Origin of the sequence: Actinomadura luteofluorescens (assembly GCF_013409365.1) — a bacterium.
Classification (GTDB): domain Bacteria; phylum Actinomycetota; class Actinomycetes; order Streptosporangiales; family Streptosporangiaceae; genus Spirillospora; species Spirillospora luteofluorescens.
The window spans coordinates 1,099,383-1,122,086 of record NZ_JACCBA010000001.1; the positions used below are offsets into that span (position 1 = coordinate 1,099,383).

The 22,704-nt window shown below is 75.4% G+C and carries 22 protein-coding genes; 12 read left to right on the forward strand and 10 right to left on the reverse strand.

The window, feature by feature from the left end:
* Positions 1-37: 37 nt before the first annotated feature.
* The 6 genes from BJY14_RS04800 to BJY14_RS04825 are packed head-to-tail and all read right to left on the reverse strand — an operon-like array spanning position 38 to position 5,689.
* Entirely contained in the window at positions 38-280 is a 243-nt protein-coding gene (locus BJY14_RS04800) for an acyl carrier protein (RefSeq protein ID WP_179842493.1), read from the reverse strand.
* Positions 277-1,581, reverse strand: coding sequence for a dihydrolipoamide acetyltransferase family protein (locus tag BJY14_RS04805; RefSeq protein WP_179842494.1), 1,305 nt, complete (start codon positions 1,579-1,581; stop codon positions 277-279). Before BJY14_RS04805 ends, BJY14_RS04800 begins: the two co-directional genes overlap by 4 nt.
* Entirely contained in the window at positions 1,574-2,602 is a 1,029-nt protein-coding gene (locus BJY14_RS04810; RefSeq protein WP_179842495.1) for an alpha-ketoacid dehydrogenase subunit beta, read from the reverse strand. Before BJY14_RS04810 ends, BJY14_RS04805 begins: the two co-directional genes overlap by 8 nt.
* A complete protein-coding gene (gene pdhA / locus BJY14_RS04815; protein WP_179842496.1) occupies positions 2,599-3,654 on the reverse strand; it encodes a pyruvate dehydrogenase (acetyl-transferring) E1 component subunit alpha in 1,056 nt (351 codons plus the stop codon). Before pdhA ends, BJY14_RS04810 begins: the two co-directional genes overlap by 4 nt.
* Complete coding sequence (gene acsA / locus BJY14_RS04820) at positions 3,651-5,441, reverse strand: acetate--CoA ligase (protein WP_218905109.1); 1,791 nt, start codon at positions 5,439-5,441, stop codon at positions 3,651-3,653. The genes pdhA and acsA overlap by 4 nt, the downstream gene beginning before the upstream one ends.
* The gene (locus BJY14_RS04825; RefSeq protein ID WP_179842497.1) at positions 5,438-5,689 is read right to left on the reverse strand and encodes a DUF1876 domain-containing protein; all 252 of its coding nucleotides are present in this window, start codon (positions 5,687-5,689) and stop codon (positions 5,438-5,440) included. Before BJY14_RS04825 ends, acsA begins: the two co-directional genes overlap by 4 nt.
* Before the next feature lie 209 nt (positions 5,690-5,898).
* Between BJY14_RS04825 and BJY14_RS04830 the strand changes: the two genes are divergently transcribed.
* A complete protein-coding gene (locus BJY14_RS04830) occupies positions 5,899-7,251 on the forward strand; it encodes a nicotinate phosphoribosyltransferase (RefSeq protein ID WP_179842498.1) in 1,353 nt (450 codons plus the stop codon).
* A gap of 19 nt (positions 7,252-7,270) precedes the next feature.
* Here BJY14_RS04830 and BJY14_RS04835 read toward each other — a convergent pair whose 3' ends face one another.
* On the reverse strand, positions 7,271-8,122 hold the full coding sequence (locus tag BJY14_RS04835) for a universal stress protein (RefSeq protein WP_179842499.1): 852 nt from the start codon (positions 8,120-8,122) through the stop codon (positions 7,271-7,273).
* Between the two features lie 177 nt (positions 8,123-8,299).
* On the opposite strand from BJY14_RS04835, the gene BJY14_RS04840 reads away from it, so the two are divergent.
* The 7 genes from BJY14_RS04840 to BJY14_RS04870 all read left to right on the forward strand — a co-directional run bounded on the left by BJY14_RS04840 (position 8,300) and on the right by BJY14_RS04870 (position 14,572).
* Positions 8,300-8,782: a cyclic nucleotide-binding domain-containing protein gene (locus BJY14_RS04840; protein ID WP_218905111.1), complete on the forward strand. Its 483-nt coding sequence runs from the start codon at positions 8,300-8,302 to the stop codon at positions 8,780-8,782.
* Positions 8,779-9,630, forward strand: a complete 852-nt coding sequence (locus BJY14_RS04845) for an FAD/NAD(P)-binding protein (protein ID WP_179842500.1) — start codon at positions 8,779-8,781, stop codon at positions 9,628-9,630. Before BJY14_RS04840 ends, BJY14_RS04845 begins: the two co-directional genes overlap by 4 nt.
* 2 nt (positions 9,631-9,632) lie before the next feature.
* Positions 9,633-10,421, forward strand: coding sequence for an NADH-quinone oxidoreductase subunit B family protein (locus BJY14_RS04850; protein ID WP_179842501.1), 789 nt, complete (start codon positions 9,633-9,635; stop codon positions 10,419-10,421).
* The gene (locus tag BJY14_RS04855) at positions 10,405-11,700 is read left to right on the forward strand and encodes a Ni/Fe hydrogenase subunit alpha (RefSeq protein WP_179842502.1); all 1,296 of its coding nucleotides are present in this window, start codon (positions 10,405-10,407) and stop codon (positions 11,698-11,700) included. The genes BJY14_RS04850 and BJY14_RS04855 overlap by 17 nt, the downstream gene beginning before the upstream one ends.
* Entirely contained in the window at positions 11,697-12,185 is a 489-nt protein-coding gene (locus BJY14_RS04860; RefSeq protein ID WP_179842503.1) for a hydrogenase maturation protease, read from the forward strand. Before BJY14_RS04855 ends, BJY14_RS04860 begins: the two co-directional genes overlap by 4 nt.
* Positions 12,182-13,360 (forward strand): 4Fe-4S dicluster domain-containing protein, encoded by a 1,179-nt coding sequence (locus BJY14_RS04865; RefSeq protein ID WP_179842504.1) that lies wholly within the window; start codon positions 12,182-12,184, stop codon positions 13,358-13,360. Before BJY14_RS04860 ends, BJY14_RS04865 begins: the two co-directional genes overlap by 4 nt.
* A gap of 72 nt (positions 13,361-13,432) precedes the next feature.
* Entirely contained in the window at positions 13,433-14,572 is a 1,140-nt protein-coding gene (locus BJY14_RS04870; protein WP_179842505.1) for a site-2 protease family protein, read from the forward strand.
* A gap of 62 nt (positions 14,573-14,634) precedes the next feature.
* Here BJY14_RS04870 and BJY14_RS04875 read toward each other — a convergent pair whose 3' ends face one another.
* On the reverse strand, positions 14,635-15,483 hold the full coding sequence (locus BJY14_RS04875; RefSeq protein ID WP_179842506.1) for a universal stress protein: 849 nt from the start codon (positions 15,481-15,483) through the stop codon (positions 14,635-14,637).
* Positions 15,484-15,730: 247 nt separating this feature from the next.
* On the opposite strand from BJY14_RS04875, the gene BJY14_RS04880 reads away from it, so the two are divergent.
* From BJY14_RS04880 to BJY14_RS04895, 4 genes are all read left to right on the forward strand, one after another.
* Positions 15,731-18,046 carry a heavy metal translocating P-type ATPase gene (locus BJY14_RS04880; RefSeq protein ID WP_179842507.1) on the forward strand — a complete coding sequence of 772 codons (2,316 nt, stop codon included), beginning with the start codon at positions 15,731-15,733 and terminating at the stop codon, positions 18,044-18,046.
* Between the two features lie 91 nt (positions 18,047-18,137).
* Positions 18,138-18,755 carry a flavodoxin domain-containing protein gene (locus BJY14_RS04885; RefSeq protein WP_179842508.1) on the forward strand — a complete coding sequence of 206 codons (618 nt, stop codon included), beginning with the start codon at positions 18,138-18,140 and terminating at the stop codon, positions 18,753-18,755.
* A 9-nt stretch (positions 18,756-18,764) separates the two neighbouring features.
* Positions 18,765-19,124, forward strand: a complete 360-nt coding sequence (locus BJY14_RS04890; protein ID WP_179842509.1) for an STAS domain-containing protein — start codon at positions 18,765-18,767, stop codon at positions 19,122-19,124.
* Positions 19,125-19,286: 162 nt separating this feature from the next.
* Complete coding sequence (locus BJY14_RS04895) at positions 19,287-20,750, forward strand: MFS transporter (RefSeq protein WP_179842510.1); 1,464 nt, start codon at positions 19,287-19,289, stop codon at positions 20,748-20,750.
* Between the two features lie 70 nt (positions 20,751-20,820).
* Here BJY14_RS04895 and BJY14_RS04900 read toward each other — a convergent pair whose 3' ends face one another.
* Together BJY14_RS04900 and BJY14_RS04905 are read right to left on the reverse strand one after the other, a co-directional pair.
* On the reverse strand, positions 20,821-21,684 hold the full coding sequence (locus BJY14_RS04900; RefSeq protein WP_179842511.1) for a universal stress protein: 864 nt from the start codon (positions 21,682-21,684) through the stop codon (positions 20,821-20,823).
* A gap of 87 nt (positions 21,685-21,771) precedes the next feature.
* Positions 21,772-22,641: a universal stress protein gene (locus tag BJY14_RS04905; protein WP_179842512.1), complete on the reverse strand. Its 870-nt coding sequence runs from the start codon at positions 22,639-22,641 to the stop codon at positions 21,772-21,774.
* Between the last annotated feature and the right edge of the window lie 63 nt (positions 22,642-22,704).

The window sequence follows — 22,704 nt, forward strand, 5'->3', positions numbered from 1 at the left end:
CCCCCGGGCCGACCTTCGTCCCGGCCCTTCCCGGCGGTCAGGCCCGGCGGGTGAGGTAGGCGACGCAGCCGTCCAGTGTGGCCAGCTCCGGATAGTCGTCCTCGTCGATGCGCAGGCCCGCGGCGTCGCTCAGCCCCTCGACGAAGCCGAGGAAGTCGAGCGAGTCGAGGCCGAGGTCCTCGCGCAGGTCGGCGTCACCGCCGACCGCCGAGGCGTCGATGTCGGGCGCCGCCTTCTCCAGCGAGCGGGCGGCGAGGTCTCGTGCCTGTCGGGGTGTCACAGCTCCTCCGGGCTCTGCAGCAGCCGGTCCACGGCCTCCAGGAGGCGCGCGCCCGTGTGGCCGTCGCTGGCGCGGTGATCGGCGGCCAGCGTGGCGGTGACCACCGGCCGGACGCCCAGCAGCCCCTCCACCGCCCACGGCCGCTGGACGATCTTGCCGAAGCCGATCAGGGCCACCTGGGGCGGGAAGATGACGCCGGTCACCGACTCCACGCCCTGGTCGCCCAGATCGGTGACGGTGATCGTGGCGTCGGCCAGCTCGGAGCCGCGCAGCCGGCCCGTCCGGGCGCGCACCAGCATCTCCTTCAGAGCGGCCATCAGCTCGTCCAAGGACAGATCGTCGGCGCCGCGCAGGGTGGGGGTCATCAGCCCGCCGCCGCGCAGCGCGGTGACGATGCCGAGGTGGACGCCGTCCCCCTGGACGAACGCGTCGTCGAGCCAGTGCCCGTTGAGCTCGGGGACCTCGCGGGCCGCCAGCGCGCTCGCCCTGAGCAGCAGCGCGGCCGGGAGGAGGCGCTTCGCCACCGGGAGCTCGCGGTTGCGCGCCCAGAGCCAGGCCGTCGCGGCGCTCATGTCGATGGTGGTGCCGAGGTAGTAGTGCGGGATCTCGCGTTTGCTCCGGGCCATGAGCTCGCCGATCGCCCGCCGCATCGCGGCCTGCCTGCCCGCCTTCGCGGGACGCGGGGCCGCCGCCTTGCGCCGCGGACGCGCGGGCGGCCGCGGCGTCCGCGCGGCGGCGCGGACGTCGTCGGCCCGGATGGCGCCGCCGGCCCCGGAACCGCGCACCCGCCCCAGGTCGACGCCGAGCTCGCCGGCGATCCGGCGGGCCATGGGCGACGCCTTCGGACGGGACGGCGGGCGGGCGGCCCGCTCGACGTCCGCGCGGACGACCCTGCCGTCGTGGCCCGTGCCGTGCACCGAGGCCACGTCGACGCCCTGTTCCTCGGCCAGCCGCCGGACGAGCGGAGTCGCCGCATGCCGGGGCTCGGGAGCGGGAGCGGGAGCGGGAGCGGGCTCCCCGCTCACCGGCTCCGGGGCCGAAGGCTCCGGCGGGGCCGCCGGAGCCTCCGGGGAGGTCAGGCGGGCGAGCGGGGCCCCGACCGGGACGCTGGTGCCGGGCTCGACGAGGAGGGCGTCGATCACGCCGTCGTCGAAGCACTCCACTTCGATTTCGGCCTTGTCGGTCTCGACGACGGCGACGGCGTCGCCCCGGTTCACCCGGTCCCCCGGCCCGACCAGCCATTCGGTGAGGGTGCCGCGGTCCATGTCGGCGCCGAGCGAGGGCATCGTGAAGTCAGGCATCCCCGCTCACCACCCGGTGCGCGGCGGCGACGACGTCGTCCGGCTGCGGCACCGCCGCCTCCTCCAGGTGCCGCGGGTACGGGATGGGGATCTCCACGCCGCACACGCGGGCGACCGGCGCGTCGAGCTCGTAGAACACCTGCTCGGTGACGCGGGCGCTGATCTCCGCCGACAGGCTGCCCGACCGCCACGCCTCGTCCACCACCACCGCGCGGTGGGTGCGGCGGACCGAGTCCATGATCGTGGCGTCGTCCAGGGGGCGCAGCGACCGCAGGTCGAGCACCTCGGCCTCGACGCCCTCGGAGGCGAGCCGCCCGGCCGCCTCCAGGGTCTTGTGCAGGGTGCCGCCGTAGGTGATCAGGCTGACGTCCGAGCCGGGCCTGCGCACGGCCGCGCGGTCGATGTCCACCGCCCCGGCGCCCGGCGGCAGCTCGCCGGACAGGGTGTACAGCGACCCGTGCTCGAAGATCAGGACGGGGTCGGGGTCCGCGAGGGCGGTCCACAGCATGCCGCGGGCGTCCTCCAGGGTCGCGGGCGCGACGATCCGCAGGCCGGGGATGTGGGTGTACCAGCCTTCGAGGCTGTGCGAGTGCTGGGCGGCCAGCTGCCGGCCCGCCCCGGTCGTCATCCGGATCACCAGCGGGACGCCGAACTGCCCGCCGGACATGTGCGACAGCGTCGCGGCGTTGTTGAGGATCTGGTCGAGCGCGAGCAGGCTGAAGTTCACCGTCATGATCTCCACGATGGGGCGCATGCCGGCGAGGGCCGCGCCGATGCCCGCGCCGACGAACGCCGACTCCGACAGGGGCGTGTCGCGGATCCGCTCGGGGCCGAACTCCTCCAGCAGGCCGAGGCTGACGGCGAAGCAGCCGCCGTAGCGCCCGACGTCCTCGCCCATCAGGAACACGCGCTCGTCCTTCGCGAGCGCCTCCCGCAGGGCCGCCCGCATGGCCTCCCGATAGGTGATGCCGCCGTTCGCGCCGGCCGCCGGAGCGCCGGGGGCCGTCCGGGTGGTGGTCATGGCCGCACCGCCCTCTCGGAGTAGACGAAGCGGGTCAGGTCGGCGACCGGCTCCAGCGGGGCCTTGCGCGCCGCCTTCACGGCGCCGTCGATCTCGGCGGCGATCTCCTTGTCCATCGCGGCGAGGTCGTCGCCGCCGAGGTCGCCGTCGGCGCGCAGCCGGGCGGCGAGCGCGTCGATCGGGTCGTGGCGCCTCCACTCCTCGATCTCGGCCTTGGTCCGGTAGCGGTCCGGGTCGTACATCGAGTGGGCGCGGTACCGGTAGGTGCGCATCTCCAGGAAGTGCGGGCCGCCGCCCCAGCGCACCGCCTCGGCCGCCCGCCGCGCGGCCGCAGAGACGGCGAGCGCGTCCATGCCGTCCACGGCCCACGCCACCAGGCCGTAGGACGAGGCGCGCAGGGCCAGGTCGGTCTCGGCGTGCTCGCGGGCGAGCGCGGTGCCCATCGCGTACTGGTTGTTCTCGCAGACGAACAGGACCGGCAGGCGCCAGAGCGCGGCCAGGTTCAGGCATTCGTGGAACTCGCCCTCGGCGGCCGCCCCGTCCCCGAGGAAGCACGCCGTGACGCGGTCGGCGCCGCGCATCCGGTCGGCGAGCGCCAGCCCGACCGCGAGCGGCAGCCCGCCGGCCACGATGGCGTTGCCGCCGTAGAACCGGGTCGCCGCGTCGAACAGGTGCATCGAGCCGCCGCGGCCGCGGCTGCAGCCGGTGGAGCGGCCGAACATCTCCGCCATGATCGCCTCGGCCGGGATCCCGCGCGCCAGGGCGTGCCCGTGCTCGCGGTAGGTGGTGACGACGGCGTCCTCGGGGCCGAGCTCCGGCATCACCCCGGCGGCCACGGCCTCCTCGCCGATGTACAGGTGCATGAACCCGCGGATCTCGGCCGCGCTGTACAGCTCGACGCAGCGCTCCTCGAAGCGCCGGATGCGCAGCATCTCGTGGAGGAGGCTCCGGCGCTCCTTCGCCGCCGCGTCCCGCGCCGCCCCGCCCGCCGTCCGGGCGGCCTCCCCGGCGGCGCCGCCGGGATCGGTCTTCACCGTCTTCTTCGTGGTCATGGGCTCTGCTCCAGTGTCGACACGTCCCCTTCGGGGAGCCCGAGCTCGCGCGCCTTCAGCAGCCGCCGCATCACCTTGCCGCTGCGGGTGTGCGGGAGGTGCCGGTCGAACGCGATCTCCTTGGGCGCCAGCGACGCCAGCCGCCGGCGGCCGAAGGCGATCAGCTCGCGGCGGGTCTCCTCGTCCGGCTCGTAGCCCGGGCGCAGGGTGACGAACGCCTTGACGACCTCGCCCGCGACCGGGTCCGGCCGCCCGATGACCCCCGCCTCGGCGACGGCCTCGTGCTCCATCAGCGCGCTCTCGACCTCGAACGGGCCGATCAGGTGCCCGGCCGACTTGATCACGTCGTCGGCGCGGGCGACGAACCAGTAGTAGCCGTCCGCGTCCCGGCGGGCGATGTCCCCGGTGAGGTACCAGCCGCCGGCGAAGGCCCGGGCGTAGCGCGCGTCGTCGTGCAGGTAGCCCCGGAACATCGACGGCCATCCGGGCCGCAGCGCGAGCTCGCCCTCGGCCTCCGGGCCGCGCGCCACGGTCACCCGCCGGCCGGCCGACACCCGCGCGCGCCCGTCCGGGCCGCGTTCCAGCAGCGCGGCCTCCACGCCGGGCATCGGACGTCCCATCGAGCCGGGCCTGATGTCCATGGACGCGTAGTTGCCGATCATGATCGCGCCGGTCTCGGTCTGCCACCAGTTGTCGTGGACGGGCAGGCCGAACGCCTCCACGCCCCACACGACGGCCTCGGGGTTGAGCGGCTCCCCCACGCTGGCGACGAACCGCAGGGCGGACAGGTCGCGGCCGCGCGCCGGGCCGGTCCCGTACCGCATGAGCATCCGCAGCGCCGTCGGCGCCGTGTACCAGACCGAGACGCGCTGCTCCTCCAGGATCCGGTACCAGCGCCGCACGTCGAACTCCGCGGCGTCCACCAGCAGCGTCGCGCCGTGGGTGAGCGGGGCGATGATCCCGTAGGAGGTGCCGGTGACCCAGCCGGGGTCGGCCGTGCACCAGAACACGTCGCCGCGCTTCAGGTCCAGCGCGTACGCCGCGGTCGCGTGATGCGCCACGACCGCCTCGTGGACGTGGACCGCGCCCTTGGGCCGTCCGGTGGTGCCGCTGGTGAAGTGCAGCAGCGCCATGTCCTCGGGGCCGGTCGGGGGGATCTCGAAGTCCGCGGCGGCCCCGTCCATGACCTCCCGGTAGGAGACCGTGCCGGGCGGCGCCCCCGACCCGCCGACGATCAGCACGTGCCTCAGCCCCGGCAGCTCGTCCCGGATCTGGGCGATCTTCCTGGTGTACAGGTCGAGGCTGGTGACCAGCACCACCCCGTCCCCGAGGCGGAGCCGGTCGCGGATCGGCTCCGGCCCGAACGCGGGGAACAGAGGCGACAGGACGCTGGTGTTCTTCAGCGTCCCGAGCGCCGTCACGTACAGCTCCGGAACGCGTCCCAGCAGGGTGAACACCCGGTCCGCCTTGCGGACTCCGAGCGCGCGCAGCACGTTGGCGAACCGGCAGGTCTCGTCCCGCAGCCGCGCGTAGGTGAGTTCGGTGACCCGGTCGTGCCGGTCCAGGCAGCGCAGCGCCACCCGGCCGGCGAGCGGCCCCTCGGCGTGCCGGTCGACCGCCTCGTGGGCGATGTTGAGGCCCCGGCCGCCCGGAAGGCCGTCCATGGCGGCGCGCGCCTCGTCCCAGCGGAAGCGGTCGTAGACCTTCTCGTAGTCGTCCAGGTTCGGCGGGAGGACCGGCCGCCCGGCCTTGGCGATGGGGTCCCAGCGTGGTCCGGCGACGTTCACGAAGGTCCCGCGAACTGGGCGATGTCCTTGTCGGCGACCCCGTGGAGCCGGCCCGCCAGATCGGCGAGCGCCCGGCTCACGGCGAGCTCGTCACCGATCTCCGGGACCTCACGGTCGGCCGGGTTGCGGCGGGCGTGCCCGCGCCCGGTGGTCCTCTTCTCGCCGCCACTGAACAGGACCGCCTGCGCGACGGTGTCCGAGCCCTCCTCGGTGATGTAGAGCTCGACGCTCCACTCCTTGGCCTTCATGACGAACCTCCTTCGCTCGGCCGTTCACCCTCCATCGTCGGAAGGGGGTGGGGCCGCCCCTAGGGGCGGAAGTCCCGAATCCGCTGATCAGACCGTTGGGAAGGGACCTTCGGCCCCGGTCCGCAGGACCGATGGGGGCGGGGGGCCGGGCCCGGGCGGGGAAGGCTCGACCCGTACCGGGGCGGATCGACGGACGCGAGGACGGACCCATGAGCGGCGGACTGCTGACCGACCTGTACGAGGTGACGATGGCGGCGAGCTACCTGCGCCGCGGCATGACCGGGCCCGCGACGTTCAGCCTCTTCGTCCGCAAGCTGCCCCCCGACCGCGGTTTCCTGATCGCCGCCGGGCTGGAGGACTGCCTGTCGTTCGTCGAGGACTACCGGTTCTCCCAGGAGGATCTCGACTACCTGGCGGTGGAGCAGGGACTGGACGACGCCTCGCTGCGCGCTTTCGAGCGCCTCCGGTTCACCGGTGAGGTCCGGGCGGTCCCCGAAGGGCGCGTCGTCTACCCGGGCGAACCGCTTCTGGAGGTCACGGCGCCGATCGCGGAGGCCCAGCTGGTGGAGACCGTGCTGCTGAACCACGTCACGTTCCAGACCACGGTGGCCACGAAGGCCGCCCGCTGCGTGCGGGCCGCCGCCGGTGCGCGGGTCATCGACTTCTCCTTCCGCCGGACGCAGGGGGTCGACGCCGCGATGGCCGTCGCGCGGGCCTCCTACCTCGCCGGCTTCGCCGGCACCAGCAACGTCGAGGGCGCCCGGCGGTACGGCATCCCGGCGACCGGCACGATGGCCCACTCCTACGTCGAGGCCTTCCCCGGCGAGGGCGAGGCGTTCGCCGCCTTCGCCGCCGACTTCCCCGACCGCACCACGCTGCTGGTCGACACCTACGACACGATCGCCGGGGTCGAGGCGGCCATCCGGACGGCCCGCCGGGCCGGGCTGCCGTCCCTGGCGGGGATCCGGCTCGACTCCGGGGACCTCGGCGACCTGGCGGTCAAGGCGCGCTCGATTCTGGACGAGGCCGGCATGACCGGCACGCTGATCGTGGCCAGCGGCGGGCTGGACGAGCACCGGATCGCGGACCTCGCCGCCGCCGGCGCGCCGATCGACGTCTACGGGGTGGGGACGAAGATGGGCGTGTCCGCGGACGCCCCCTACCTCGACAGCGCCTACAAGCTCGTCGCCTACGCGGACCGGCCGGTGATGAAGCTGTCCACCGGCAAGATCACCGCACCGTGCGCCAAGCAGGTCTACCGGGGCGCGGACGGCGACGTGGTCGCGCTGCGGGACGAGCCCGCGCCGGACGGCATGGAGCCGCTGCTCGTCCCCGTCATGGAGGCGGGGCGCCGCGTCGCCGGACCGGACCCGCTCGATGCCGTGCGCGAACGGTGCGCCGCCGAGATCGCCGCCCTCCCCGACCGGATCACGCGGCTCCGTGCCCCCGAATCCCGTCCGGTCCGGCTGAGCGCGCGCCTCCGGCGAACCCGGGACCGGCTCTACGCGGAACTCGCCGCCGGGCACCGGGCCGCCGGCGCGGGTCCTCTCAAGGAGCGGTGACGGCGACCGGGCAGGCGACCTACCGGGGCCCGCCGACGACGGCGACCGGGCACTCGGCGTGATGGATCACCCCGTGGCCGATGGAGCCGAGCCGGAACAGGCCCCAGCGGTGCGGGTGCGCGCCGACGACGACCAGGTCCGCCGTCCGCGACGCCCGGACCAGTTCGGAAACCGGGTGCCCCACGAGGACGTCGTTGACCACGTCCACCAGCGGATACCGCTCGTGGAGCGGAGCGTAGGCCTCGATGACCCGCGCCCGCCGCTCGTCGTTCAGGCGCTCCTCGTCGAGGGCGTAGGCGGCTTCGGCCATGTCCACGGACAGCTGCCAGGCGTGCACGACGCGCAGCCGCACGCCGCGGACCGCGGCCGCGTCGAAGGCGTACCTGAGCGCCTCGCCCGGCTCCGCGGCGACGTCGTGGCCCACCACGACCTCGCCGCGATCGGCGGCGCCGTCACGCACGATCACCAGCGGGACGGCGGTCCGCCCCGCCATGCGCAGCCCGACCGAGCCGAGCGGGAGCCCGGGGAAGCCGCCGTGCCCGCGGTGCCCGAGCACCAGCTCGAACGCCTTCTCCGACTCGTCGCGCAGCGCGTCCGGCGTCGCGTTGACGACCAGGGCGGTCGTCACCCGCAGCTCCGGCCGGCGCTCCAGGACGCGGCGCTCGGCCTCCAGCAGCACGGCCCGCCCGGCCGGTGAGGTGCGCTCGGCCGCGTCCGGCTGGACGAAGCGCCGGACCTGGTACGGCCAGATCTCCGCCGCGTGGACGATGCGCAGCGGCCGGTGCCGCAGCGCCGCCTCGCCCGCCGCCCAGTCGACGGCCCGGCCCGCGGCGGCGGACCCGTCGGTCCCCACGACGATCGGTGCGGACATGGCTCCTCCGGCGATCACCCGTCTTCTCACGGCCTCCTCCCAGCCTTCGCGCCCGGCGCCGGCACGGGCCAGGGACCAAGGTCCGCCGCGGCGGGGACCTTCGCCGCGGCCGGTCCGCGCCTGTTCTTGACCGTTCACGCGGTATGCGCTGGCCGCCGTAAGGGCAGGTCACAGCAGGTGGAGGCAGGGAACGGCGTCACGGGCGACGCGCTGGCCGGGGAGCGGTTCTTCGGTGGCATGCCCGAACGGCACCGCGCCGCCCTGGCCGCCACCGCCCGCGCGGTGGACGTCCCGGCCGGGCACCGCTTCTTCGAGGAGGGCTGGGCCGCCGAGCACTTCTGGCTGCTGCGTTCCGGGACGGTCGCCCTCGACCTCCAGGTGCCCGGACGGGGCGCGGTGGTGGTGGAGACGCTGCCGGCCTCCTCGGTGCTGGGCTGGTCGTGGATGTTCCCTCCGCACGTCTGGAGGTTCGGCGCCGTCTCCCTGGAGCCGGTGCGGACCCTGCGGTTCGACGGGACCGAGGTCCGGGAGCTGTGCGCCGCGGACCTCAGGCTCGGCTACGACCTGACCCTGCGGTTCGCCGCCGTGCTGCTGGACCGTCTCGAAGCCACCCGGGTCCGCGTCCTGGACCTGTACGCGCACCCGGAGCAGCGGGCATGACCCCGGCGGCCACGGACGGCCCCATGGTCCCCGTCCCCTACCGCGTGACCGACCGGCGCGCGGAGACCGCCGACACGGTGACGCTCGCGCTGGAGCCCGTCGGGGCGCCGATCCCCGAGCCGGCGCCGGGCCAGTTCACGATGATGTACGCGTTCGGTGTGGGCGAGGCGCCGATCTCCGTCAGCCGGACAGGGCCGTTCGATGGGACGCCCGCCCCGGGAGTGCTGGAGCACACGGTCCGAGCCGTCGGGGCGGTCACCCGGGCCGTGTGCGCGGCGCGGCCCGGCCAGGTCCTCGGGCTTCGGGGCCCGTTCGGGGCCGGCTGGGAGCTGGACGAGGCCCGCGGGCACGACCTGGTCGTGGCGGCGGGCGGGATCGGCCTGGCGCCGCTGCGGCCGGTGGTGCTGCGGGCCCTGGCCGACCGGGACGCCTTCGGCCGCATCGCGGTCCTGGTCGGCGCCCGCACCCCCGGCGACCTGCTGTTCCGCGGGGAACTGGACGCCTGGCGGGAGCGCGGGGCCCAGGTCGAGGTGACCGTGGACCGGCCGGCCCCGGGCTGGACCGGCCAGGTCGGCGTGATCACGGCCCTGGCGGGCGCCGCGGACGTCGACCCCGCCCGGGCCGCCGCGTTCGTCTGCGGGCCGGAGATCATGATGCGCCTCACCGCGCGGGCGCTCACCGGGCTGGGGGTGCCCGCCGGGAACGTCCGGCTCTCCCTGGAGCGCAGCATGCGGTGCGGGGTCGGCTGGTGCGGGCACTGCCAGCTCGGCCCGCTGCTGGTCTGCCGGGACGGGCCCGTCGTGCCCTACCCGCGCGCCGCCGCGCTGATGACCGTCAGGGAGCTGTAGCCATGGGACGACCGACGCTGGCCGTGTGGAAGTTCGCCTCCTGCGACGGCTGCCAGCTCACCCTCCTGGACTGCGAGGACGAGCTGCTCGCGCTCACGGGCGAGATCGAGATCGCGCACTTCCTGGAGGCGTCGAGCGCCGCCGGGGACGGGCCCTACGACGTGTCGCTGGTCGAGGGGTCGATCACGACGCCCGCGGATCTGGACCGCATCCGGCACGTGCGGGCCGTCTCGCGGAAGCTGGTCACGATCGGCGCCTGCGCGACCGCCGGGGGTATCCAGGCGCTGCGCGACTTCGCCGACGTCGAGGAGTTCGCCTCGGTCGTCTACGCGCGGCCCGAGTACGTCGCCACGCTCGCGCGGTCCACCCCGATCGCCGCGCACGTCCCCGTGGACTTCGAGCTGCGGGGATGCCCGATCGACCGCCGCCAGCTCCTGGAGGTGCTGGCGGCGCACCTGGCCGACCGCACGCCCGACGTCCCGTCCCACAGCGTCTGCTTCGAGTGCAAGATCCGCGGGAACGTCTGCGTCATGGTCGCCCGCGGCACGCCGTGCCTGGGCCCCATCACCCAGGCGGGCTGCGGCGCGATCTGCCCCGCGTACGCGCGGGGCTGCTACGGCTGCTTCGGCCCGTCCCCCGCGTGGGGCGGGGGGCGGCCCAACACGCGCGGGCTGCTGCCGTGGCTCGACATGACCGAGGGCGAGGCGCACCGCGTGCTGTCCACCTTCAACGTCACCGCCTTCCGCGAGGGGGCCCCGGCCGAGGGACGCGGCGATGACGCACCGCAATGAGAGGACGCTGACCGTCGGGGCCCTCGCGCGGGTCGAGGGCGAGGGCGCGCTGTACGTCCGCGTGCGCGGCCCGGACGTCGAGGAGGTGCGGCTCGACATCTACGAGCCGCCGCGCTTCTTCGAGGCGTTCCTGCGCGGCCGCGCCCACACCGAGCCGCCCGACATCACCGCCCGGATCTGCGGGATCTGCCCGGTCGCCTACCAGATGAGCGCCTGCCAGGCCGTCGAGGCCGCCTGCGGCGTGACCGTGGACGGCGCGCTCGGCGAGCTGCGCCGGCTGCTCTACTGCGGCGAGTGGATCGAGAGCCATGCGCTGCACATCTACCTGCTGCACGCACCGGACTTCCTCGGCTATCCCGGCGCGGTCGAACTGGCCCGCGACCACCGCGCCGCCGTCGAGCGGGGGCTGCGGCTGAAGAAGGCCGGGAACGCGCTCATGGAGTTCCTCGGCGGCCGCGCGATCCACCCCGTGAACGTCCGGGTCGGGGGGTTCTACCGGACCCCGGCGCCCGCCGAGCTGGCACCGCTCGCCGAGACGCTGCGGGAGGCGCGCGCCGACGCCCTGGCCACCGTGGAGTGGGCGGCGGGCTTCGAGTTCCCCGACTTCGACCACGGCCACGAGTTCCTCGCGCTGTCGGCCGACCGCTACCCCCTGGAGCGCGGCGTCGTCCGCGGCGGCACGGGACGCGTCTTCCCCGCCGCCGAGTTCGAGCGCCACGTCGTCGAGGAGCAGGTCCCGCACTCGACCGCGCTGCACGCGCGCTTCACCGACGGCGGCCGCTACCTGACCGGCCCCCTGGCCCGCTACTCCCTGAACCGCGACCGGCTCTCCCCGCTCGCGCTGGAGGCCGCGGACCGGGCCGGGCTCGGCGCCGAGTGCCGCAACCCGTTCCGCAGCATCCTGGTCCGCGCCGTCGAGGTCGTCTACGCGGCGGACGAGGCGCTGCGGCTCATCGCCGGCTACGAGCCGCCGGCCCGTCCGGCCGTGCCGGTGCCGCCGCGGGAGGGCACCGGCCACGGCGTCACCGAGGCCCCGCGCGGCCTGCTCTACCACCGCTACGACCTGGGCCCGGACGGGCTCATCCGGGCGGCCCGGATCGTCCCGCCGACGTCGCAGAACCAGGCGGCCATCGAGGACGACCTGCGCCGCTTCGTCGCGGCCCGCCTCCACCTCGACGACGAGGCCCTGACCCGGCGCTGCGAGCAGGCGATCCGCAACTACGACCCCTGCATCTCCTGCTCCACCCACTTCCTCGACCTGACCGTGGAGCGCTCGTGACCATCGTGATCGGCGTCGGCAACGATCTGCGCCGCGACGACGGCGCCGGCCCCGCCGTGGTCGAGGCGCTCCGCGGCCGGGTCGGGGCCGGGCTCGCCGTCACCGACGGCGAGCCCGCGAGGCTCGTCGCGCTGTGGGCGGACGCCGACCTCGCGATCGTCGTGGACGCCGTGCGCGCCGACCCGCCCACCCCCGGCAGGGTCCGCGAACTGGACGCCGAGACCGCGGCGCTCCCCACGCGGCCGGTCACCGATCACGCCCTCGGACTCGGCGACGCCGTCGCGCTCGGGCGGGCCGTGGGCCAGATGCCCGCCCGGCTCCGCGTGATCGCGATCGAGGGAGACGACTTCGGGTTCGGCGAGGGGCTGACCCCGAGCGTCGCCGCCGCGGTCGGCGCGGTCGCCGACCGCCTGGCCGGCGCGCTCGCGTCCCCGGGCGGGACGGCGCTCCCGGCGGATGACAGGACAGGAAGGGGAGACGGATGACCGCTCCGACGGACGCACCGGGGCCCGGCGGCCCGGCCGCGCTGGAACTGACGAGTCTCCGCCCGCTCTGCGAGGCGCTGCGGCGAGCGGGCTACACCGTCATCGGGCCGACCGTGCGCGACGACGCGATCGTCCTCGCCGAACTCGACTCGGCCGACCGCCTGCCCCACGGCTGGGGCGTCACGCTCCGCGCGGGCGGCTACCGGCTGCGCCGGCGGGAGGACGGCGCGGCCTTCGCGCACGCGGCCGGGCCGCAGTCCTGGAAGCCGTTCCTGCACCGGTCAAGGGTCAAGCTCTGGGAGGCGGACCGGACGCGGGACGGGTTCCGGGTCCAGGAGCAACCGCCCGAACCGGCCCGGCTCGCGCTGCTCGGCGTCCGGCCATGCGATCTGCGCGCGATAGCGATCCAGGACCGCGTGCTCATGGGCGGCCGCCACGTCGACCCCTCCTACGCGGCGCGGCGGGATGACAACTTCGTCATCGCCGTCAACTGCACCGAGCCCGGCGGGACGTGCTTCTGCACCTCCATGGGAACCGGCCCGCAGGCGGGCCCCGGGTACGACCTCGCGCTCACCGAGCTGGCCGGCGACGGCGGCGTCCGCTACGTCGTCGACGTCGCCACCGAGGCGGGCGCCGCCCTGATGGACGACCTCGGCTCCGCCCCCGCCGAACCCGCCGACGTCGACCGCGCCCGCGCGGAGGTGGCGGCGGCGGCCGGCCGGATGGGCCGGGAGATGCCCGCCCTCGGGCTGCGCGAGCTCATGGCCGGGACGCTGGAGGCCGACCGCTGGGACGAGGTGGCCGAACGCTGCCTGAGCTGCGGCAACTGCACGATGGTGTGCCCGACCTGCTTCTGCACGAGGGTCACCGACACCACCGACCTGACCGGCGACCACGCCGAACGCTGGCAGCTCTGGGACTCCTGCTTCGATCCGGACTTCACCCATCTGCACGGGGGCGACGTCCGAGCGTCCGCCAGGAGCCGCTACCGCCAGTGGCTCACCCACAAGCTCGGCACGTGGCACGACCAGTTCGGGTCCTCCGGCTGCGTGGGCTGCGGGCGGTGCATCGTCTGGTGCCCGGTCGGCATCGACCTGACCGTCGAGGTCGCGGCCCTGCGCACCGAGGCCGCCGGGGAGGGCCCCCATCGCCCCGAGGGGTCCAAAGGCCCATAAACATGAGCAATTCGCCCCTGACCGGCGGGCGAACCCTCGCGCGAGCCTGGTGGCGTCGGTAGGAGGCTCGCGATGAAGCAGACGTTCAGATTCGGCACCTTCCGCGGGATACCGGTCGGGATGCACTGGTCGGTTCTGGTGATCATGCTGTTGATCGCCGAGATCCTCGGGCGCTCGGTCCTGCCCACGGCCGCCCCGGGCGCGCCGCCCGGCGTGCGCTGGGCGGCGGCCGCGCTGGCCGCGGTGCTGTTCATGGCCTCGCTGGCCGCGCACGAGATCGCGCACGCGCTGGTCGCCCGCCGCCACGGCGTGGGGGTCGCCTCGATCACGCTGTGGGCGCTGGGCGGTCTCGCGGAACTGGACGGCGAACCCGCCACCGCTCGCGCCGACCTCCAGATCGCCGGGGTCGGCCCGCTGACCAGCGCGCTGGCCGGAGGGGTGTTCGCCGGGGCCTGGGCCGCCGGGCACGCGCTGGGCGCCCCCGTCATCGTCACCGCCTCGCTGAGCTGGCTGGCGGCGACCAACATCCTGATCGCGGTGTTCAACCTGCTCCCCGGAGCCCCGCTGGACGGCGGGCGCATCCTGCGCGCGCTGCTGTGGGGCCGGAGCGGGAACCGGGCGAGCGCGACCCGCAGCGCCCAGCGCGCCGGGATGGTGCTCGGCCAGACCATGATCGGCGCCGGGCTGCTGACGCTGCTGCTGTGGAGCTGGTTCAACGGGCTGTGGCTGGCCGTGATCGGCTGGTTCATCTCCAGCTCGGCGCGGGCGGAGGCGCGCTACACCGATCTCCGCGAGGCCGCGAAGGACCTCCGGGTCGCCGAGGTCATGACGCGCGATCCCGACCACGGCTGGGCCTGGCAGCCCGCGTCCGCGTTCGTCCAGGACGTGGCGGTGCGGTCCCGCCAGACGGTGTTCCCGGTCGTGGGCGTGTCCGGCGACCCCGTCGGCGCCGTCACGGTCGACCGGCTGGCCCGCGTCCCGGAGCCGGACACCGGCGTCACCCTCGGCGACCTGAGCGTCCCGCTCGGGCCGGACCGGGTCGTCGGCCCGGAGCAGCCCGTGGACGCCCTGCTCCAGATGGCCCCCGTCGCGGGCGACCTCGTCGCGGCGGTCGCCGCCGACCACCACCTGCTCGGGATCGTCACCACCGACGACCTCCAGCGGATGATGCGCCGGACCCGGCTCAGCCGGGGCAGCCCCGCCCCTGCCTGAGACCCCGCGTGGACATGCCGGTCCCGTCGGCGGAAGGAACCGCCGACGGGACCGGCGCGGGGTCAGTGGGCGGGGACGACCGCGACGGGGCACCGCGCGTGGTGGATGACCCCGTGGCAGGTCGACCCGAGCTGCGGAGCGCTCCAGCGCCGGTCGTGGGCGCCCACCACCAGCAGGCGGGCGCTCTGCGAGGCGTTGGCCAGCGCGGTCACCGGGTGCTCCAGGACGATGTCGTCGGCGACCTCGACCCCCGGGTGCGTGCGCCGGACGGGCTGGTAGGCCGCGACGACCTCCTTGCGAAGATCGTCCTCGATCTGGTCCGCGTCGACGGCGTAGCCCGCCTCGATCAGCGTCGCGAACGTCTGCCACGCGTGGACGATGCGGAGCCGGGCGCCGTGGAGCGCGGCGGCCTCGAAGGCGTAGTCGAGGACCGGATCCATCTGCCGGGCCAGGTCGATCCCCACCACGACGTCGCCGCGGTCCACGCCGCCGTCGCGCACGATCACCACCGGCACCGCGGAGTGGCCGGCCAGGCGAAGGCTCGTGGACCCCAGCATCAGGCTGGAGAACCCGCCCCGGCCGCGGCTGGCCACCACGAGCTCGAACGCCTTCTCCGACTGCGCCCGCAGGGCCTGCCACGCCTCCTCGGCCACCAGCTCGGTCGTGATCTCCAGGTCCGGCCACCGCTCCTTGACGCGCTCGCGCGCGGCCGCCAGGAGCGTGCGCCCCGCGCGGGTCATGCGCTCGGCGGTCTCGGGCGGCGCGAACAGCGGCGTCTTGTAGGGCCAGCTCTCCACGGCGTGGACGATGTGCAGGGGGCGCTCACGCGAGGCGGCTTCGGCGGCGGCCCAGTCGAGGGCGCCCGCCGCCTCGTCGGAACCATCGGTCCCGACGACGATCGGCTCGGACATCGGATCTCCTCCCGGCTCAGCGGCTGTCGCTTCCTTCGACGCGACCCCGCGGGCACAGCGGCACGGCCGCTCCTTTCCACGCTCCATCGCGGGCCGGGGGCGGCCCTAGGGACGAAGGTCCCCATGTCAGGCACCCTCTCGTCCCTCCGGCCACGAGCCGACCGCCCCTGAGACCCCCGGCCGCGGCGTGGAAGCGTGGACGGCACGGACTCCGCACAGGCGGCGAGGTGGGTATGGCGGTGTGGATATGGCGGTAAGGGCCGCGCTCACGCGGAACGCTCACGAGCTGCTCTTCGCGCTGACCGGCGCCGGGCTGGCGGCGGGCGCCGCGCTGCGCTGGTCGGTGGGCGCCGGCGCCGGGGACCTGGTCTGGGTGCTGACGACGGCGGTCGCGCTCTGCCCCGCCGTGTGGTGGGTCGTGGACGGGCTCCTGCACCGCAGGTTCGGCAGCGATGTGATCGCCGTCCTCGCGCTGGCCGGGACGATCGCGGTCGGCGAGCCCTTCGCGGGCGCCGTCATCGCCGTGATGCTCACCGGGGGCCGGCTGCTGGAGGAGCGGGCCGGGCGGCGCGCCCGCCGCGACCTCGGCGCGCTGCTGTCGCTCGCGCCCCGGGTGGCGCACCGCCGGACCGGCACCGGCCTGGACACCGTCGACGTCTCCGAGGTGCGGCCGGGCGAGCTGCTGCTGGTCCGCGCCGGGGAGACCGTGCCGGTGGACGGGCTGGTCGAGCGCGGGGCGGCGGTGCTGGACGAGTCCACGCTGACCGGGGAGTCGCTGCCGGTGGAGCGCCCCGCCGGGGACGCGGTGCGCGGCGGGACGGTCAACGCCGGAGACCCCTTCGAGCTGCGCGCCACCAACGACGCCCGGTCCAGCACCTATGCCGGCATCGTCCGGCTCGCCGAGGAGGCCGCGGCCGAGAACGCGCCGTTCATCCGGATGGCCGACCGGTACTCGGCCCTGTTCATCCCCGCCACCCTGCTGCTGGCCGGAGCGGCCTGGATCGCCGCCGCCGACCCCGTGCGGGCGGTGGCGGTGCTGGTCGTCGCCACTCCCTGCCCCCTGATCCTCGCGGCGCCCATCGCCTTCGTCTCCGGCCTGTCGCGGTGCGCGCGGCGGGGCGTGGTGGTGAAGGGCGGCGGCACGCTGGAGCGGCTGGCGCAGGCCCGGGTGCTGCTGTTCGACAAGACCGGCACCGTCACCACGGGGCGTCCCGCGCTCACCGAGATCATCGCCGCCGACCCGGGCCGCCACGAGGACCCGCTGCTGCTCGCGGCCTCGCTCGACCAGGTGTCCCCGCACGTGCTGGCCTCGGCGATCGTCCGCGGCGCCCGCGAGCGCGGGCTGCGTCTCACGGCGCCGGAGGACGTCGTGGAGCGCGCCGGGCAGGGCGTGCGGGGCACCGTCGACGGCCACCGGGTGAGCGTCGGCAAGGCGAGCTGGGCGGGGCGGGCGGACCCGGCGTGGCTGGACCGGGTCCGCGACCGGGCCGCCGCCCGCGGCGCGATCACCGTGTTCGTCGGCGTGGACGGGCGGCTCGCGGCCGTCCTGCTGCTGCGCGACCGCGTGCGTCCGGACGCGGCGCGGACGTTCCGGCTGCTGCGCCGGGCGGGGATCGGCCGGGCGGTGATGGTGACCGGCGACCGCGCGGACGTCGCCGGGCCGATCGGCCGGCTCGTGGGGGCCGACACCGTGCACGCCGGGCTGTCGCCGGCCGGGAAGGTCGAGATCGCCCGGGACGAGAGCGCCCGCGCGCCGACCGTGATGGTCGGCGACGGGGTCAACGACGCGCCCGCGCTCGCGGCGGCGGGCGTCGGCGTCGCGCTCGGCGCCCGCGGCGCGACGGCCTCGTCCGAGGCGGCCGACGTGGTCGTCACCGTGGACCGGCTGGAGCGGCTGGCCGAGACCCTCGCGATCGCGCGGCGCACCCGGTCGGTCGCGCGCCAGAGCGTGCTCGTCGGGATGGGGCTGGCGCTGGCCGCGATGGTCGTCGCGGCGCTCGGGTTCCTGACCCCGGCGGCGGGGGCGCTGCTCCAGGAGGGCATCGACGTGGCGGCGATCCTGTCCGCCCTGCGCGTGCTGGGCCCGGGCCGCGACCGGGCGCCGCGCCTTCGCGGTGACGAGGCCGAACTCGTCCGGCGGCTGGACGAGGAGCACCGGGCGCTGTGGCCGCGGATCGAGCGGCTCCCCGCCCTGGCGGACGCGGCGGCCGGCCACGCCGGGCAGGACCGGGACGCCGCCATGGACGCGCTGTCGGGGTTCCTGGCGGACCTGGAGGCGCACGAGCGCAAGGACGAGAGGCTGCTCTACCCGGCGGTCGCGCGCGTCCTCGGCGGCTCCGACCCCACGGGGGCGATGAGCCGCGGGCACACCGAGATCGCCGAGCTGGCGCGCCGGATCGGCGCTCTGACGGCGGAGCTCCGCGCCGCGCCCGAGGCTCCGGAGCCCGCCGGCGACCTGCGGCGGACCGTGCAGGAGCTCTACGCGGTGCTCCGCCTGCACTTCGCCCAGGAGGAGGAGAACTACTTCGTCCTCGCCGACGTGCACGATCCGGCAGGGCCCTGACCATCCGGCGGCCGGGCCGGGACGTTCGACTCTGGGGAGGGGCGCCGCCAGGGCCGAGGCTGAAGGCAGGACACCGCCGGAGGTGAGGAAAGTGACCGTCTTGGTGGGATACGCCAGTGCACACGGCTCCACGCGGAGCATCGCCGGACGGATCGGCACGGTGCTGGCCGAGCGGGGGCTCCAGGCCGACGTCCGCTCCATGGCCGGGGTGGAGGACGCCGGAGCCTACGAGATGTTCGTGCTCGGCAGCGCGATCCACGACCGCACGTGGCTGCCCGAGGCGCTCGACTTCCTCGCGCGCGAGCGCGACGTCCTGGCGATCCGGCCGGTGTGGCTCTTCAGCGTCGGGGTGCCGGCGGCCCTGCGCGGCCCGTGGCGGCACTTCGGCGCCAAGGAGGAGGGCCTCGTGCGGGACGAGCTCCGGACGAGGGTCACGGCCGTCGACCACCGCCTGTTCTCGGGCGTCTTCCTCCGCGAACACACCTCCCTGGTCGGGCATCTGCTCTTCAGAGCGCTCGGATGCCGGTACGGCGACTACCGCGACTGGCCGCGGGTCGAGGCGTGGGCCTCGACGATCGCCGCGCGGCCGGGCTACGCCGCGCGGAGCCGCCGGGGCGCGGCGGACCTCGGCGGCGGGACGCGGGGACCTAGGTCCCTGGTGGCGGGCCGTCCGGCAAAGGAGTCTTGGGGGCATTCGGGCAAGGCCTAGGGGGAAGGCATGCAGACGCGAAGGATCCGGCGGGAAGCGTTCGGGGAGCTCGTCACCATGATCGACGGCGAGGACGGCGGGCCGGCGCGGGTGACGGCCCGCGGCGAGCTGGACATCGCCTCGTCCGCCGCGTTCGGCATCGAGCTGGCGAGGCTGATCGGCGAACGGGGGCCCGACGTCGTCATCGACGTCTCCGGCCTGATCTTCTGCGACGCGCGGGGCCTCGCCGCGCTCGTCGCCGCCGACGAGCTGGCGCGCAGCCAGGGCGGCACCGTCACCCTGACCGGCCCCCGCCCGCAGATGGCGAAGATCCTGCGGCTCACCGGCCTCGACCGCCGGTTCGCGCCGGCCCGCACGCCAGTCCGCTGAGGCGGCGCCCCAGGTACCCCTACCCCGTAACGACAAGGGATCGTCCACGGAGAGTGCCCTAGACCACGTTCGCTCCACGCCGCCAGGTCTTGCGGTTTCGGTTATACCCCCCTAGGGTAAGCCCGAATCGTTGATACCCCCTAGGGGTACATAGGAGGGGACATGTCCGCTCGTTCCGTGCCGCCCGCCGCCCGCCGGTGGTGGGCCCTGGCACTCATCGCGACCGCCCAGTTCATGGTGATCATGGACACCTCGATCATCGGGGTGGCGCTGCCCCGCATCCAGGACGACCTGGGCTTCTCCCAGCAGAACCTGTCCTGGGTGTTCAACGCCTACGTCGTCGCCTTCGGCGGCCTGCTCCTGCTCGGCGGCCGGCTGTCGGACCTGTTCGGCGCCCGCCGGCTGTTCTCGGCCGGCTGGGTGGTCCTGCTCGCCGGCTCCGCGGTGGCCGGAGCCGCCGGCACCGTCGGCGTCGAACTGACCGGCCGCGCCCTGCAGGGCGTCGGCGCCGCGCTCATCGCGCCCGCCGCGCTCACCCTGCTGATGATGCTGTTCGGCTCCGAGCCCCGCGAGCTGACCAAGGCGCTTTCGCTCTACGGCGCCGCGGCTCCCGCCGGGGGCACCGCCGGGGTGTTCCTCGGGGGCGTCATCACCGAGTACGCGGCCTGGCCGTGGGTCTTCTACATCAACATCCCCATCGCCGTGCTGGCGCTGGCCGCCGCGCCGGCGCTGATGCCCGGGGGCAGCGGGGGCGCCCGCGGCTCGGTGGACGTGGTCGGCGCGCTGACCGTGACCGCCGGGCTCGGCGCCGTCGTCTTCGCCGTCGTCCGCGCCCCCGAGGCCGGCTGGGACGCGGCGTCGACCTGGGCCGTGCTGGCCGGCGGGCTCGTCCTGCTCGGCGCGTTCCTGGCCGTCCAGGCGTCCCGCCGCGCCCCGCTGATGCCGCTGTCGATCTTCCGGGCGCCGAACCTGGGCGCCGCGAACCTCGCCCAGCTCCTGCTCGGCGGCGCGTGGATCCCGATGTGGTTCTTCCTGAACCTCTACCTGCAGCGGGTCCTCGGCTACAGCGCCTTCCCCTCCGGGGCCGCGCTGGTCCCGATGACCGCGCTGATCATGCTCGGGATGATCGTCCTGGCCCCGCGGGCCCTGGGGCGCCTCGGCCCCAAGGCCTCCATCGTCACCGGGCTGCTGGTGCTGGCCGCCGGCATGGGCTGGCTGGCGCTGATCCGCCCGGACGGGAACTACTGGGTGGACGTCCTGCCCGCGTCGCTGGTGGCCGCGCTGGGCATGTCGCTGGCCTTCATCCCCTCCCTGGGCACCGCGCTGTCGGCCGCCCGCCCGGAGGAGGGCGGGCTGGCGTCCGGCATCGTCAACACCAGCTACCAGGTCGGCTCGGCACTCGGCCTGGCCGCGATGACCGCCATCGCCGCCTCCTTCGGCGCCGACCGGCCCGGCGACCTGCCCGCGCTCACCGACGGCTTCTCGGCGGCGTTCGCCGGCGCGGGACTGGTCGCGCTCGCGGGCGCGGCGCTGGCCGCCGTCACCCTGCGCACCCCGCGCCCGGAGCACGCGCCCGCGCCCGCGCCGGTGACGCCGGCGGAGCACGAGAAAGCCCCGGGGCACTGACCGGCACGTCCGCGGGGTCGCCGTCGGCGGCCCCGCGGAGCCCGTTCGCGGGGACCGGGCGCGTCCGCGATCAGGTCGCGTGGACGACCGCGACCGGGCAGGGCGCGTGGTGGATCAGGGCGTGGCTGACCGATCCGAGCAGCAGGCCGCGGAAGCCGCCGAGGCCCCGCGAGCCGACGACGAGCAGGCGCGCCTCCTCCGCGGCGTTCATCAGCACCTCGCGCGGCGGGCCGGTCACGATGTCGACCTCGACCTTCACGTCGGGGTGGAGCTCACGCGCCGGGATCATCAGCCGGGCCAGCCTGGCCGCGGCGGCGTCCCGCATCCCGGTCTCGTCCACCAGCGGAGGGACGTCCTTCTCGGGCACCGCCTCCCAGGCGACGACCGCGTGCACGTCCCAGCCGTGCGCGCCGGCCTCGGCGAAGGCCAGCGCCAGCGCCTCGCGCGACGCCGGCGAACCGTCCACGCCCACGACGACGTGCCCGTGCACCCGCTCCGGCGGCGGGACGAGGTCGCCCCGAACGATCACGACCGGGCAGGGGGCGTGCGCGGCCACCTGCGCGCCGACCGAGCCGAGCACCAGTCCGACGAACCCGCCGAGCCCCCGCGGGCCGAGCACGATCATGTCCGCGCCGTGTCCGGCCTCGATCAGCCGGGCGGCCGCCTGCCCCCGTGCCAGCACGCCCCGCACGCTCAGCTCCGGCGCCGCCTTCCGGGCGTGCTCGACCCCGTTGTTGAGGTTCTCCTCGGCCACGGCCCGCAGGTCGACGACCGGCATGGCGATCGGGCCCCCGACGTAGACGTCCCACACGTGGAGCACGGTCAGGGGCAGGCCCCGGGTGCGGGCCTCGGCGGCGGCCCACTCCAGGGCCTGCACACCGCCGGTGGAACCGTCGTAGCCAACGACCACACCAGTGATCGGCTCGTCGTTCATGGAGAACTCCCCTTCAGGGTTCCTGCCTGGTCGAGTCAAGCCTCGCCCGCCCGGACGCCGCGCAGGAGGGTCGAGGGTCCGCGGGAATCAGGGACCTTCGGCCCTCTCGTCCTCGCGGAGCGGCACCACCGCGATCGGGCAGACCGCGTTGTACAGCAGCCACTGCGCGACCGAACCGAACGCGGGGTGCGCGGCCCCCACCACTAGGAGCCGCGCCTCCTGGGCGGCCTCCCGCAGTGCTCCGGGCGGGGGCGCGAGCGGATTCTCCGGGTGCGTGAGGACGTCGGGATGCCGCTCCCGGACCACCGTCACCGCCCGCTCCACCGGGTCGTGGACCGGCGGCCGCCGGAGCGCGGGCTCCGGCGGCGGCCCGCCCTCGGCGCCCGAGTAAACGATCTTCAGGGGCAGCTGCCGCAGCTCCGCCTCGCGCGCGGCGAACGACAGCGCGCCCTCCGCCGCGGGCGAGTCGTCCACCGCGACCACGACCGGCCGCGGATCACCGGGGCGGGGCAGCGCGCCGACGCCCCGGACCACGATGACCGGGCATCGCGCGTGCATGGCGACGTGCGCGGCGACCGAGCCGACCGGCACGCGCGCGAGCCGCCCGAGCCCGCGGGACCCGAGCACCAGCAGTTCGGCGCCGGCCGACAGCCCGGTGAGCCGTTCGGCCGCCGACCCCTCCTCCGACAGGGGCCTGACCGCCACCCCGGCGGTGCGCTCCCGGGCGCACTCGACGCCGTGGGCCAGCACGTGCCGCGCAGCCTCGCGCAGCGACCGGCGGCCCGCCTCCTCCACCTCGGGGGCGGCACCCTGGTACGGCCACTGCCACGCGTGGCACAGCACCAGCGGCGATCCGCGCAGCTCCGCCTCGTCCAGCGCCCAATCCAGCGCCTGCATGGCGTGGACCGATCCGTCGAATCCGACGACCACCTCGCGCGCGCCGCCCACGTCGGACATCGCGAACCTCCGTCCCCCTCGCGGACGTGATGGGGGCGGGAGAAGCCCTCCGCCGCTTAGGCA

What these genes read in the sequence shown, in the direction of transcription:
- BJY14_RS04905 (WP_179842512.1), bottom strand. Translation starts at nt 22,641, where the DNA reads ATGTCCGACGTGGGCGGCGCGCGCGAGGTGGTCGTCGGATTCGACGGA.
- BJY14_RS04825 (WP_179842497.1), bottom strand. Translation starts at nt 5,689, where the DNA reads ATGAAGGCCAAGGAGTGGAGCGTCGAGCTCTACATCACCGAGGAGGGC.
- BJY14_RS04895 (WP_179842510.1), top strand. Translation starts at nt 19,287, where the DNA reads ATGTCCGCTCGTTCCGTGCCGCCCGCCGCCCGCCGGTGGTGGGCCCTG.
- BJY14_RS04810 (WP_179842495.1), bottom strand. Translation starts at nt 2,602, where the DNA reads ATGACCACCACCCGGACGGCCCCCGGCGCTCCGGCGGCCGGCGCGAAC.
- BJY14_RS04870 (WP_179842505.1), top strand. Translation starts at nt 13,433, where the DNA reads ATGAAGCAGACGTTCAGATTCGGCACCTTCCGCGGGATACCGGTCGGG.
- BJY14_RS04900 (WP_179842511.1), bottom strand. Translation starts at nt 21,684, where the DNA reads ATGAACGACGAGCCGATCACTGGTGTGGTCGTTGGCTACGACGGTTCC.
- pdhA (WP_179842496.1), bottom strand. Translation starts at nt 3,654, where the DNA reads ATGACCACGAAGAAGACGGTGAAGACCGATCCCGGCGGCGCCGCCGGG.
- BJY14_RS04835 (WP_179842499.1), bottom strand. Translation starts at nt 8,122, where the DNA reads ATGTCCGCACCGATCGTCGTGGGGACCGACGGGTCCGCCGCCGCGGGC.
- BJY14_RS04805 (WP_179842494.1), bottom strand. Translation starts at nt 1,581, where the DNA reads ATGCCTGACTTCACGATGCCCTCGCTCGGCGCCGACATGGACCGCGGC.
- BJY14_RS04865 (WP_179842504.1), top strand. Translation starts at nt 12,182, where the DNA reads ATGACCGCTCCGACGGACGCACCGGGGCCCGGCGGCCCGGCCGCGCTG.
- BJY14_RS04845 (WP_179842500.1), top strand. Translation starts at nt 8,779, where the DNA reads ATGACCCCGGCGGCCACGGACGGCCCCATGGTCCCCGTCCCCTACCGC.
- BJY14_RS04875 (WP_179842506.1), bottom strand. Translation starts at nt 15,483, where the DNA reads ATGTCCGAGCCGATCGTCGTCGGGACCGATGGTTCCGACGAGGCGGCG.
- BJY14_RS04890 (WP_179842509.1), top strand. Translation starts at nt 18,765, where the DNA reads ATGCAGACGCGAAGGATCCGGCGGGAAGCGTTCGGGGAGCTCGTCACC.
- BJY14_RS04850 (WP_179842501.1), top strand. Translation starts at nt 9,633, where the DNA reads ATGGGACGACCGACGCTGGCCGTGTGGAAGTTCGCCTCCTGCGACGGC.
- BJY14_RS04880 (WP_179842507.1), top strand. Translation starts at nt 15,731, where the DNA reads ATGGCGGTAAGGGCCGCGCTCACGCGGAACGCTCACGAGCTGCTCTTC.
- BJY14_RS04830 (WP_179842498.1), top strand. Translation starts at nt 5,899, where the DNA reads ATGAGCGGCGGACTGCTGACCGACCTGTACGAGGTGACGATGGCGGCG.
- BJY14_RS04855 (WP_179842502.1), top strand. Translation starts at nt 10,405, where the DNA reads ATGACGCACCGCAATGAGAGGACGCTGACCGTCGGGGCCCTCGCGCGG.